Origin of the sequence: Novosphingobium rhizosphaerae (genome assembly GCF_050920675.1) — a bacterium.
GTDB lineage: Bacteria > Pseudomonadota > Alphaproteobacteria > Sphingomonadales > Sphingomonadaceae > Novosphingobium > Novosphingobium rhizosphaerae.
The window spans coordinates 267376-279575 of record NZ_CP137862.1; the positions used below are offsets into that span (position 1 = coordinate 267376).

General features: G+C 65.9%; 10 protein-coding genes. 6 read left to right on the top strand and 4 right to left on the bottom strand.

The features are described 5' to 3' along the window. Positions 1-2: 2 nt before the first annotated feature. Together R9J51_RS21210 and R9J51_RS21215 are read right to left on the bottom strand one after the other, a co-directional pair. On the bottom strand, positions 3-1103 hold the full coding sequence (locus R9J51_RS21210; RefSeq protein ID WP_168557382.1) for a DUF475 domain-containing protein: 1101 nt from the start codon (positions 1101-1103) through the stop codon (positions 3-5). A 176-nt stretch (positions 1104-1279) separates the two neighbouring features. After that, the gene (locus tag R9J51_RS21215) at positions 1280-3766 is read right to left on the bottom strand and encodes a TonB-dependent receptor (RefSeq protein ID WP_246866266.1); all 2487 of its coding nucleotides are present in this window, start codon (positions 3764-3766) and stop codon (positions 1280-1282) included. Between the two features lie 210 nt (positions 3767-3976). On the opposite strand from R9J51_RS21215, the gene R9J51_RS21220 reads away from it, so the two are divergent. Next, on the top strand, positions 3977-4981 hold the full coding sequence (locus R9J51_RS21220; RefSeq protein WP_179562545.1) for an MDR family NADP-dependent oxidoreductase: 1005 nt from the start codon (positions 3977-3979) through the stop codon (positions 4979-4981). After that, the gene (locus tag R9J51_RS21225; protein WP_179562543.1) at positions 4978-5502 is read left to right on the top strand and encodes a nuclear transport factor 2 family protein; all 525 of its coding nucleotides are present in this window, start codon (positions 4978-4980) and stop codon (positions 5500-5502) included. The genes R9J51_RS21220 and R9J51_RS21225 overlap by 4 nt, the downstream gene beginning before the upstream one ends. Positions 5503-5518: 16 nt before the next feature. Here R9J51_RS21225 and R9J51_RS21230 read toward each other — a convergent pair whose 3' ends face one another. Together R9J51_RS21230 and R9J51_RS21235 are read right to left on the bottom strand one after the other, a co-directional pair. Beyond that, a complete protein-coding gene (locus R9J51_RS21230; protein WP_168557379.1) occupies positions 5519-5659 on the bottom strand; it encodes a hypothetical protein in 141 nt (46 codons plus the stop codon). Between the two features lie 60 nt (positions 5660-5719). After that, positions 5720-6655 (bottom strand): LysR family transcriptional regulator, encoded by a 936-nt coding sequence (locus R9J51_RS21235; protein WP_432788071.1) that lies wholly within the window; start codon positions 6653-6655, stop codon positions 5720-5722. 231 nt (positions 6656-6886) lie between these two features. On the opposite strand from R9J51_RS21235, the gene R9J51_RS21240 reads away from it, so the two are divergent. Genes R9J51_RS21240 through R9J51_RS21255 form a run of 4 tightly spaced genes read left to right on the top strand, consistent with a single transcriptional unit; the run spans position 6887 to position 12137 of the window. Beyond that, positions 6887-8119 carry an aromatic ring-hydroxylating oxygenase subunit alpha gene (locus R9J51_RS21240; RefSeq protein ID WP_432788072.1) on the top strand — a complete coding sequence of 411 codons (1233 nt, stop codon included), beginning with the start codon at positions 6887-6889 and terminating at the stop codon, positions 8117-8119. Between the two features lie 3 nt (positions 8120-8122). Then, on the top strand, positions 8123-9379 hold the full coding sequence (locus tag R9J51_RS21245; protein ID WP_179562539.1) for a cystathionine gamma-synthase family protein: 1257 nt from the start codon (positions 8123-8125) through the stop codon (positions 9377-9379). Beyond that, positions 9376-10965 (top strand): FAD-dependent oxidoreductase, encoded by a 1590-nt coding sequence (locus R9J51_RS21250; RefSeq protein WP_432788073.1) that lies wholly within the window; start codon positions 9376-9378, stop codon positions 10963-10965. Before R9J51_RS21245 ends, R9J51_RS21250 begins: the two co-directional genes overlap by 4 nt. A gap of 14 nt (positions 10966-10979) precedes the next feature. Next, entirely contained in the window at positions 10980-12137 is a 1158-nt protein-coding gene (locus R9J51_RS21255) for an NAD(P)/FAD-dependent oxidoreductase (RefSeq protein WP_432788074.1), read from the top strand. Positions 12138-12200: the final 63 nt, after the last annotated feature.

Here is a 12200-nt window from a genome sequence, read left to right on the forward strand (position 1 = left end):
CCTCAGGTGATGTGCTGGCCGGGCAGCACATCACCGCTGGGCAGGATCACATCGGCTTCGCCCTGCTCCTCGTATTCATGGGGAAAGCGCTTGCGGTGCTGGATCGAGGCATAGAGCGACAGGCCGATGATCACCGCGCCGACCAGCCCGGTGACGACTTCGGGCACATGCACGCGGATGCTGATCAGCATGATCACCGAAAGCGCGACGATGGCATAGAACGCGCCCGGCTCCAGAAAGCGGAACTCGCTCAGGTGCCCGCCGCGCACCAGGGCCACGGTCATCGAGCGCACGAACATCGCGCCGATGCCCAGGCCCAGCGCGATCAGCAGGATATCGTTGGTGATGGCAAAGGCGCCGATCACCCCGTCGAACGAGAACGAGGCGTCGAGGAATTCGAGATAGACGAAGGCCGCCGCGCCCGAGCGCACCACTTTGCCGGTGGCAGAGTCTTCCTCGCCGCCCATCAGGTCACCGAACTTCTGCACCGCGAAATAAGTGGCGACGCCCGCCAGGCCGGCCATCAGGAACGTCTTCTGCTCGCCCTGCTGCAGCCAGAACGAGAGCGCGGCAACCACGATCGCGGTGACGATGTAGGGCGCGAGGGGCAGGCGCGCGACGGCTGCGAGCGGGCGTTCGATCAGCCCCAGCCAATGGTGTTCGCGATCGGCATCGAAGAAGAACGAAAGACCCACCAGCATCAGGAAAGCGCCACCAAAGCCGGAAATGCCGATATGTGCACCGGTGACGATCGCTTCATAGCGGGCATGGTCGGCAATCGCGATGCGCGCGGCTTCCCACGGGGAAACCAGCGCCGCGAACGAGACGATCAGGACGGGGAAGACGATGCGCATGCCGAACACCGCGATGATGATCCCCCAGGTGAGGAAGCGGCGCTGCCACACCGGGTCCATGTCTTTCAGGATCGAGGCGTTGACCACGGCATTGTCGAGGCTGAGCGAGGTTTCCATCACGCCCAGGACGGCGGCGATGAACACCATCGAGAGCGCCGGGCCAAGCTGGCCGGTTTCGACATAGCCGAGCACCCCGGCGAGGATCAGGCAGACGACCGTGAAGATCATCGAGCCGCGAAAGGCTTGCATGGAGCGTGGCTCCCTCGTTCTGCGTTTTTGGGTCCCGCGCCGGACAGGCCGGCACGCTAGCCCGTTAACGGATTGGTGCCGCCGCGCCAACCGCATCGTCCATGCAAAAAGGCGCGGGTGCCGCAATGCCGGCACCCGCGCCCTGGGTTGTCGAATGACGCGCTTGCCGCGTGCCGTCAGAAATTCTTGGTCAGGGCAATCTGCACCGTGCGGGGCAGGGCGCCGAAGCCCATGAGATCGGCATGGGTGGCGTTGGCCGTACCCGTGCCGCTGCCGGTCAGCGGGGCATCGACACCGCCGCTGATATATTGCTTGTTGGTCAGGTTCTTGCCGATGATCGCCACCTGCCAGTTATCGTCGCGGGCGCCAAGGCGCAGCCCCACGTCGAGCAGGGCGTAGGCCGGGTTGCGCGAAAAGGACTCGCCAAAGCCCGATACGAGGTACGAGGAACTGTAGCGCGTATCCACGTTGAACCCGGCCTTGAGGCCATTGCCCACGGGGGTTTCGTAATTGAGGCCCAGCGTGCCGGTCCAGTGCGGCGCCATGCCCAGCGCCTTGCCCGTGAGGTTCTGGCGTGAACCGGTGCCACCGGCCGCGATCGGCGTGCCCGCCGTGGTGAGATTGCAGCCTTCGGCAATGCTCTGGCCGCCAAAGCACGGCGCCACGGGGAAATTGCTGTATTTGGCGTCGTTGTAATTCACGCTGCCGTGCAGGTTGAGGCCCGAAACCGCGCGCGGCGCGAATTCGAATTCCAGCTCGGCGCCCTTGGTCGTGGCGTCGGCGGTCAGGGTCTGGAACGCGACTTTGACGGAATCGAAGTAGTCGGTTTGCAAGTTCTTGTACTTGTAGGAATAGACGTTGAGGTTCAGGCGCAACTGGTGATCGGCCAGGGTGCTCTTGATCCCGCCTTCGAAGCCCTGCACGGTTTCGGGGTTGAACACGAAATCGGCGGCTGGATTGGCCGAGGCGAGCGAATAGATCCCGCCGTTGGAGAACCCGCCGGACTTGTAGCCCGTCTTGTACGCGGCGTAGAGCATCACGTCTTGCAGCGGCTTGTAGGTCAGCGAGAAATCGGGCGACCAGTTGTTGAACACCTGATGCGCCGTCACCTTGGATGCCGCGCCCATCGGCCACACGCCGATGAACGTGGGGCTGGTGTAAGGCTGGATGAAGAAGCTGTCCTTGGTCTCATGGGTATAGCGCACGCCGGCGTCGAATTCCACCTGCGGGCCGATCTTCCAGATCGCCTGGGCGAAGCCGGAAATGGTTTCCCCGCGGGTATAGCTCGACTTGGTGCCGTCTTGGTACTGGTTGGCGCCTTGGCTGGGGATGTTGTTGTAGCTGTAGCTGACGAACTGCGCGAAATCGCGGCGGGTCTTTTGATAGAGCACGCCGGCCATCAGGTTGACCGGGCTATCATAGTGCGTGAGCGCCCGCAGCTCGTTGGAAAAGGCCTGCCAGCTGGAATTTTCCGTGGCCCAGACGGAACTGGCGCTGGAATTGAACTCGCACGCGCAGAGCCAGCGGTTGTTGTACCAGTTATAGTTGGTGACGTTGGTGATCGTCACCTTGTCGAGATCGTAGTTGAAATTGTTAGTGACCGCGGCAGACTTGTAGCGGTTGTAGAGGCTGCCATCGCCGGCATAGGGGAAATTCTTGGCCACTTCCGCCGGCAGATTGTTCTGGTGGGTGACGAAGTTGAACCCGCAGGTATAGCCGTTGATCTGCGTCTTCCCGGTGGGGCAGCTATAGGCCACGTAGTTGTAGCTGGAATTGTTGGCCTTGTTGTAATCGAAAGAGGCCTTGAGCGTGTCGGTCAGCGCGCTGCTGGGTTCGTATTTCAGGGTCACGCGGCCCAGGAATTCGCGATTGCCCGGCTGGTCGCTGCTGGTGGGATTGGAGGTGTAGGTCGGGCTGGGGGTGGGCGAAAGCGGATACGTGATGGCAAAGGGCTGGGACACGTTGTCGTAATAGCCGCCCCAGGCCTTGGTGCCGCGCACCGCCACGCGCAGGCCCAGGTCATCGGTCAGGGGGCCGGAGGCCACGCCTTCCAACTGCGCCTGCTTGGCCTTGAATTCATAGCTGGCCTTGGTGCGGAACTGCCAGGTGGGCGTGGGATCGGCGGTCTTGATCGAAATGACCCCGGCCGTGGCGTTCTTGCCGAAGAACAGCACTTGCGGGCCCTTGAGCACTTCCACCCCGGCCAGGTCGAAGAACCCTTCTTCCAGCACGCGGCCCTGGCCGTAATAGACCCCATCCACCACCGTGGCGACTGACTGTTCTATGCCGATCGAGGTGGAGGAGGAGCCTATCCCGCGCAGTGCCACTTGCGCGGCCGAGCCGTTGGAGGCGTGGCCGACGGTGAGGCTGGGCGTGGCGGCGGCGATCTTTTCGATGCTGGTGATATCGCGCTGCACCAGGGTCTGCGCGGAAATGGCAGTGACCGCCACGGGCACCGATTGCGCGCTTTCCACCCGCTTGCGTGCGGTGACGATGATTTCGGCCAGGCCTGCGTTTTCAGTGCCGGAATTTTCGGCACCGGCGGTTTCGCTGGCGCCCGGCGCGGGTGGTGGTGCTTCGGCGGCATGGGCCATGGCGATGGATGTCAGAGTCAGCGGGCCAAAGGCGGCCGCAGCCATCAGGCGATGGGCTTTGCGAGGCATCGTTCTCTCCCTGCGACGGCTTGGCGCGCGTCTTTTGTGGGTGTTCAGGCGGGTCGTTGTCGTTCTTGGTCCCGATGGCGCAGGGTTAAGCCACGTCCGGCGGCAGGCTCCCGCCTCCGACAATGAATAGGCCTAATCCTTTGGCTAGGTGGCGGCGTGTGGGCCAGCGGGCAGCAAACCACCCAACGATAGGAGAGGAGGCCCAAGGCCATGGCGCACAACCGATTCTGGAGATTGGACGCGCGGCCGCAAGGCCACGATTTCGCCAGCGCGCTGACACTATGCGAAGAGGCATTGCCGCCGCTGGCGCCCGGCGAAGTGCGCATCGCGGCGCAATACCTGTCGATGGATGCCGGCACGCGCATGTGGATGAGCGCGCGCACCGATGGCTATCAACCGCCGCTGCCGCTGGGCGCCAAGATGATGGGGCTGGTGCTGGGGCGGGTAAGCGAAAGCCGCGATGCGCGCTTTGCCGAGGGCACGCTGGTGCGCGGCTTTGGGCAGTGGGCACGGTTCAGCACGGTCTTGCCCGATGCCGTCGGCCTGGTGGCGGTGGACGAAAGCGTGGCCGACATCCGACAGCATTTCGGCGCGCTGGGGATGAATGCCTGGACCGCCTATGTCGGCGTGCGCGAAGTGCTCGGCCTGGCGACGGGACAATGGCTGGTGGTTTCCGCCGCTGCCGGGGCCACCGGCAGCCTGGCCTGCCAGATCGGGCGCAACTTGGGCCTGCGCGTGATCGGCATTGCCGGTGGACCGGACAAGTGCCGATACTTGCTGGAAAACCTGGGGATCGACCAGGCGATCGACTACAAGCACGAGGATGTCGCGGCGCGGCTGGCGCAAGTGGATGGCGGCGTGCACGGCTATTTCGATAATGTTGGCGGCCCGCTGCTCGATGCCGTGCTGCCCAACATGGCGCATTACGGGCGTGTGGCGGTGTGCGGGCTGGTCGCGGCCTATGATGCCGACGCGCCCCTGCCGGGGCCGGCGCGGTTTGACCAGATCCTGATGCGACGGCTGCGGGTGGAGGGGTTCTTCATTCCCGATTTCCTGCACCGCGGCGCGGAATTCCTCCCGCAGCTCATGGCCTGGTTCGAGGCCGGGCAGCTGGTGTCCGACATGGATGAAACCCTGGGCCTGGAAAACGTGCTGGTCGCCTATGACCGCATGCTGACCGGCAAGAGCCTGGGCAAAGTGGTGGTAAAGCTATGATCGGCGCACTTGAAGATCCCCTGGCCGACTATTGCGCGCGGCGCGACATCGGCGATGCGCTCGCCCGCTACATGCGCGGACTGGACCGGCTGGACGAGGCGCTGTTCCGCAGCGCGTTTCATCGCGATGCGCAGATCGATTGTGGCGTCTATGCCGGCGATCTCGATGGCTTCGCCACCTTTGCCTTCGGCTTCCTGGGGCAGATGCAGGCCAGCCACCACATGCTGGGGCAATGCCGTATCGCCATCCACGATGCGGGCCACGCCCGCGGCGAATGCTATTTCCAGGCGTGGCACGGCGTGACCGGTGCGCAAGGCGAAGCGCGCGACCTGTTTATCGCTGGCCGCTATGTGGATGAATACGCTTGCCGCGCCGGGCAATGGCGCATCGCCCGACGCACGCTGGTCAGCGATTGGGCGACCGATACGCCGGCAAGTGGGGTGGCATACATGAACGGCCCGCAGACCATCCGCAGCGGGCGCGGTGGCACAGACCCGTCGGATCGCCCGGCCCAAACCTGAGGCGGGCCCGCAGCGCTCAACCGCGCTGCCTGTTCTGGATCACGCTCACCACGAGGAAGGCGACGATGCCGATGGGAAACCACAGCCCGAACTTATGGGTCAACAGGCCGATCACGGCGCAGACCAGCAGGGCGCCAAAGGGGGTGAGTTTTGCCATTCCCCCATCGTAACATATTGAAATGAAATTGCCAGCTTCGTGCTTGGCTGCCACCCGGCCTTAGACCTTGGCCACGATCTGCGCCTTGTGCTCGGCCTCGGCGGTGTCTTCCTGCCCGCGAGGCTGGGCGAAATGGCGGATGATCCATTCGCGAAACAGGTAGATCGCCGGGTCCGACAGGTCTTCGGCATGCAGTTTGAGATAATAGCCATAGCCATCGGCAGCGACGGCATCGAATGGCATGACCAGGTTGCCGGCGGCGATTTCGGGGGCGAACATGTCGATATCGGCCAGGACCACGCCGGAAGCGCCGATGGCATAGCGCACGGCGGAAAAGGCGGTGTCGAACGCCAGGCCGTCGGTGCAATCGAGCGCGATGCGCTGCTGGTCGGCATAGCTGCTCCACAACAGGCCGCGCGCCTCGCCTTCCAGCTTCACGTGCAGCAAGTCGGCGGAATTGAGGAATTCCTCCAGCGACTTGCCCTTGTGCTGTTCCCACGTGGCGGGCGAGCACAGCGGGGCCACGCGCACCATCCACAGGAGATCGGTGACCATGTCACCCACGTTGGGCCGGTCGAACACGATCATCATGTCGAGATTGCCCGGCGGCGCTCCGGTAACGTTGGAGGTCGACACGTCGATGCGGATTTCGGGGTGCTCACGGCGGAACCCGTGGATCAGCGGCAGCGCGGTCTGGTAGAGCAGCGAGGGCGGGATATGCACACGCAAGGGGCGGCTTTCCATGTCCTGGTTGCGCACCACGTTGAGCGTCTGTTCCATCCGGTCCAGGCACTTGCTGACCACCGGCAACAAGACTTCGCCTGCAGGCGTCAGGCGCAAGCCCGAGGCGCTGCGTTCGAACAGGGGCTTGCCGATGAGGTCTTCCAGGCTGCTCACGTGCCGGCTCATCGCGCTTTGCGTCACGGTCAGCGCCTGGGCGCCCGCCGTGAAGCTCAGATAGCGGCCCACCGCCTCGAACGCGCGCAGGGCATTCAAGGGCAACCAGCGACGATTGATGAGCCCGTTCGGTCCGATGGTCGTGGCTCCCTTAAGGCATGCCTGGATCTGCCAGAAATGCGCGCTTCCTTGATCTGCGTCAATTCCATCGGATTTTTGCGCAAGCCCCGCCACGGCGAAAATCGCATGCGGGCATGACTTAATCGGATTCGCGGGCGCCGGGCGCGCCGTGCCAAACCCGGCGGACCATATTGAGAAGGACGCAAACGGGTGAACCTGGTCGACATCAAGGCCAAGCTGGACGAACGCCGCCCCGGCCACAGCCTGCCACAGGCGCTGTACAATGATGCGGCCATGTTCGATTTCGACATGGCCGCGATCTATGGCCGCTCGTGGCTGATGGCCGGTTTTACCTGCGAACTGCCGGAAACGGGATCGTATTCCGCGCTCAAGGTGGGGCGCTGGCCGATCCTGCTGGTGCGCGACAAGACCGGCACGATCCGCGCGTTTCACAATTCCTGCCGGCATCGCGGCGCGATGCTGTGCAAGGAAGGCACGGGCCGCTCGCCGCGCCTGGTCTGCCCCTATCACCGCTGGACGTATAACCTCGATGGTTCGCTGTTGAGCGCGGCGCGCATGCCCGAAGATTTCGACAATGCCGAGCATGGCCTGCGCGAAGTGCGGATCGAGGTGGTGTCTGGCGTGATCTACATCTGCCTGGCCGACAATCCTCCACCGTTCGAAGCCTTCCGGCGAGAGATGGAAGCGCTGCTGGCGCCGCACGACCTGGCCCATGCCAAAGTCGCCCATGTCGAGACGCTGACCGAATATGCCAATTGGAAGCTGGTGCTGGAAAACGGGCGCGAATGCTATCATTGCCAGGCCTCCCACCCGGAGCTGGCGCGCACCTTTCCGGTCAGCGCATCGGCGTATTTCGAATTCGGCGAGGCGGACCATGCCGCGCAATACGAAGCGCGGATGCAGGAACTGGGCCTGCCGCTCGGCCCGGTGGGCGAAGACTGGTGGCAGGCGATCCGCTTCCCGCTCAATCCCGGCATGCAGTCGATGTCGATGGACGGGCAGCCCTTGGTGGCCAAGCCGATGGTCGCGGCGGGTAATGGCGATGTCGGCTCGCTGCGCTGGGCACTGGAACCGCACAGCTTTGCCCATGCCGTGGGCGACCATCTGTTCTTCTTCAGCGCGATGCCGATCGGCCCGCGCGAAACGCTGGTGACGGCCAAGTGGCTGGTGCACCAAGACGCGGTGGAAGGCGTCGATTACGACCGCGCCGCCCTGGTCCACTTGTGGAACACGACCAACCTGCAGGACAAGGAACTGGCCGAAAACAACCAGCAGGGCGTGGACAGTCCCGGCTACACCCCGGCCCCTATTCGCCCGAGGCCGAAGTTCTGGTGGTGCGCTTTGTCGACTGGTACTGCGCCAAGGCACGGGAATACCTGGATGAAAAGCTGGGCCAAGAAGCCCCGGCGGCGAAGGACCTGAGCCATGCGGCCTGACGCGCCGGGCGTGCGGCCCGAAACCCTGGCGGTGGCGCATGGCTACGATCCCGCCAGCGCCGGCGGCGCGGCCAAGCCGCCGGTCTACCTGACCAGCACGTTCGTTTATGAATCCGCCGCCCAGGCCAAGGCCATTCACGAGGCCTATTTCGACGGCACCGGGCCGGAAGTGGGCCAGACGCATCACATCTATGCGCGCCTGGGCCATCCCAATCTCGATATGCTGGAAAGCCGGCTGGCGGCGGTGGACGGGGCGGAAAGCGCCGCCGTCTTTGCCTCGGGCATGGCCACGCACAGCGCGATTGCGCTGGCGCACTTGCGCCCGGGCGACAGCGTGCTGCATTCGCGCCCGATCTATGGCGGCACCGATGGGCTGCTGAACCAGTTCATGCCGCAGTTCGGCGTGACGCCGTTTGACATCACCGATGGCTGCGACGCCGATCACGTGCGTGCCCAGGCGGACAAGGCGCTGGCCGCCGGGCCACTGGCGATGATCGTGATCGAAACGCCTGCCAACCCCACCGCGGCGATCACCGACCTGCCGATGATCGTGGCCCTGGCCGACGAGATCGGCGCGCGCACCGGCCGCCGCCCGGTGGTGGTGTGCGACAACACCCTGCTCGGGCCGTTCGCCCAGCGCCCCATCGCGCTGGGGGTGGACTTGTGCATGACCTCGCTAACCAAATATTGCGGCGGGCATAGCGATCTCTTGGCAGGCGGGGTTTCCGGGCGGCTTGGCCTGATCGCGCCCTTGCGCCTGCTGCGCACCACGCTGGGCAGCCACCTCGATCCCTTCACCAGCTGGCTGGTGCTGCGTTCGATGGAAAGCGTGCACGTGCGGTCCGAACGGGCGATGCGCAATGCCCGCGCGATTGCCGAATTCCTGCGCGACCATCCCAAGGTGGCGGGCATCACCTACCTCGGCTTCCTGCCCGAGGGCAGCCCGCAGCGCGCGGTGTTCGACCGGCAGTGCAGCGGCGCGGGATCGACCTTCTCGTTCCACCTCAAGGGCGGTGAGGCCGAAGCGTTCCGCATGCTCGATGCGCTGCGCCTGATGAAAGTGGCGGTCAGCCTGGGCGGATCGGAAACCCTGGTGTGCCATTCGGCCAGCACCACGCACTATGCGGTGGCGCCCGAAAAGCGCCTGGCGGGCGGCATTACCGACGGCACCATCCGCATGTCGGTGGGGATCGAGCACGAAGACGACCTGATCGCCGACTTGGCGCAGGCGCTGGAGGTGGTGTGAGCGACAGCAACGAAGACTTCACCGGCACCGATGCCCATGCCGTCAACGGCAAGCTGCCGGGCGCCGATGCGCATTACGATCTGGTGGTGGTGGGCGCCGGTCCGGCGGGCCTGGCCGCCGCGCTGGAAGGCGCCGCGCAAGGCGCCAGCGTGCTGCTGGTGGACGAGCATCCGGTTTCGTCTGCGCAGATGGGCAGCGATGTGCCATTCTGGTTCGGCGGGCGCATGACCGGCGCGGTGCAGGCCAAGGCGCGCATGATCGAGCAGGTGTTCATGGCGCAGCCGCTGTTCGAACAGGCTTTCGACGCCGGCATCGACGTGCAACTGGGCGTCTATGCCTGGGGCCTGTGGCGCAACCGCGCCAATCTGGGCGCGCTGCCCGAGCCGATGCTGGGCCTGGCCGACGAGGAGCGTTCGTGGACCGTGGGCTTCAAGGCCATCGTGCTGGCCACTGGCGCGCGCGATCTGGCGCTGGCCTTCGATGGCTGGGCGCAACCCGGCGTGATGGGCGCGCAAGGGCTGCATGCGCTGCTCACCCGCTATGATGCCTTTGCCGGGCGCCGCGTGGTGGTGCTGGGGTCGAGCGATCTGGCGCTCGATACCGCGCAACTGGCGCTGGACAAGGGGCTGGAGGTGGCCGCGCTGATCGAAGTGCTGCCCGCGCCGCAGGGCGATGCGGGCAAAGTGGCCGCCTTGCAGGCCATGGGCGTGCCGATCCATTGCGGCACGGTGATCCGGGGTGCGCCCAGCGGCATCGACGGGGTGCGCGCTGCAGTGATCGGCCCGGTGGGCGGCGATGGGCCGCAGCACACCCTGGACTGCGACACGATCTGCATGGCGGTGGACGTGGTGCCGGCGATCGAACTGCTCGACGTGGCGGGCGGGCGCATCGTGACGGACAGCGCGCGCGGTGGCCATGTGCCCCAGGCGCTGGCTGGGCAGGCCGTGCCGGGCGTGTTCATCGCCGGGGATTGCGCCGGGCTGGGCCAGAGCGAACAGGCCGCCGCCGCGCAAGGCCGCGCCGTGGCACGCCAGGCGCTTGGGCTGGACGAAGCTTCGGCCGAATCCGCGCCGGAAGCGTTCGACCGGCTGGCCTATCGCCAGGCATGGCTGCGCGTGCTGGTGGCGGCCACGCCCGAAACTGTGCATGTCTGCCAGTGCGAGGAAGTGAGCCGGGCCGACCTGCTGGGCGTGCAACCGCCGAACTATCTGCCGCGCCCGGAAAAGCTGGGCTGCCGCAGCCTGGAAACGCTGCTGGCCGATGGCCCGCCCGATCAGGAACAGATCAAGCGCCTGACCCGCGCCTGCATGGGCGCCTGCCAGGCGCGGCGTTGCCGCGAGCAGGTGGGCATGCTGCTGGCGATGGGATCGAACCTGCCCGTGGAGCAGGCCCCGCGCGCGGGGTGGCGCGCCCCGGTCCGGCCGCTCGCGCTCAAGGTCCTGGCCGACTGGAACGAGGCCGAAGCCATGCGCGACGGCTGGGACGTGTGGTTCGGCATTCCCACGCAATGGACGCCCTATCGTGACATCGGCACCGAGCGCGAAGCGATGCACCGCGAAGTGCTGGGCGGCAACATGCACCTTTGATGACGGGACGCGGCATGACGAAATCGGCAAATGGCGCTTCGGTCATCGTGATCGGGGCAGGGGTTACGGGCCTTTCGGCGGCATGGTGGCTGGCGCGCTCGGGCGTGGATGTCATGGTGCTCGACAAGGGCGTGGTCGGCTGGGAAGCCTCCAGCCGCAACGGCGGTGGCGCCTCCCACTATCAAAGCCCGCTGTTCGACGAGGAGCAGCGGATGTGGCCGCTGATGGACGAGCTGCTGGGCTATCCCACCGAATACCAGCGCGAGCGGGTGATCATCGCCGTCAGCGAGCGGCAGTTGCACCACTATCACTATATCGCCGGCATGTGCGGCGACATGGGCTATCGGGTGGACAAGATCGACGCGCAGCAGGCGCGCGAGATGGTGCCCTTGGCCGGGGACAACTGCCTGGGCGGCATCCACTTGCGCTTTGGTGGCCATGCCAATCCGCAGCGCACGGTGCAGGCCTATGCCTGGGCCACGCAGGATCTGGGCGGGCGCATTCTCCAGCATTGCCCGGCGCTCTCTATCGAGGTGGCCGGCGGGCGCGCCACCGGGGTGGTGACGCCGCAGGGCACGTTTGCCTGCGATGCGCTGGTGGTGGCCGCCGGGCCGCAGATTGCCGGGCTGATGGCGCCGCTGGGCGTGGACGTGCCGTTGGCCGCCGCGCGCGCGGAAATGATCGTGACCGAGCCGGCGCCGCTGATGCGCTGGGGCGGGGTGGATGGCAACGGCCTCTATGGCCGGCAGACGCTGCGCGGCAACCTCGCCTATGGCGGCGGGCCGCACGAATGGATCGACACCGATCCCGCCGGCCCGGCCGCGCGGCCCGCCACGCCGCTGGCGCGCAACCTGGCGCGGCGCGTGGCCGAACTGCTGCCCGGCGCGGCGCACTTGAACGTGATCCGCTCGTGGTCCGGCATCATCGAGAACACGCCAGATGGGCGCCCGATCATCGACCGGCTGCGCCACCCGGACAATGTCACCATCGCCACGATGTCGGGCGTCGGGTTCGGGCTTTCGCCTGCGTCTGGCCACGCGATCCGCGACCTGGTGATCGACGGGCAAGTGAGCTTTGCCGAAATCGACAAGCTGGCGCTGTCGCGCTTTGCCGACCTGCCTGTCGACTGGCGCAGCCAGCGCGGGTGGGATCCCTTGGCGCAGGCGGCATAATCGGCGCTTTTCTTTGCGGGATGCGGCGTTAGAAGGTTTCGCGCGCAACTGCCTTGCGCGTGT

What these genes read in the sequence shown, in the direction of transcription:
- R9J51_RS21210 (WP_168557382.1), bottom strand. Translation starts at nt 1,103, where the DNA reads ATGCAAGCCTTTCGCGGCTCGATGATCTTCACGGTCGTCTGCCTGATC.
- R9J51_RS21215 (WP_246866266.1), bottom strand. Translation starts at nt 3,766, where the DNA reads ATGCCTCGCAAAGCCCATCGCCTGATGGCTGCGGCCGCCTTTGGCCCG.
- R9J51_RS21220 (WP_179562545.1), top strand. Translation starts at nt 3,977, where the DNA reads ATGGCGCACAACCGATTCTGGAGATTGGACGCGCGGCCGCAAGGCCAC.
- R9J51_RS21225 (WP_179562543.1), top strand. Translation starts at nt 4,978, where the DNA reads ATGATCGGCGCACTTGAAGATCCCCTGGCCGACTATTGCGCGCGGCGC.
- R9J51_RS21230 (WP_168557379.1), bottom strand. Translation starts at nt 5,659, where the DNA reads ATGGCAAAACTCACCCCCTTTGGCGCCCTGCTGGTCTGCGCCGTGATC.
- R9J51_RS21245 (WP_179562539.1), top strand. Translation starts at nt 8,123, where the DNA reads ATGCGGCCTGACGCGCCGGGCGTGCGGCCCGAAACCCTGGCGGTGGCG.
- R9J51_RS21255 (WP_432788074.1), top strand. Translation starts at nt 10,980, where the DNA reads ATGACGAAATCGGCAAATGGCGCTTCGGTCATCGTGATCGGGGCAGGG.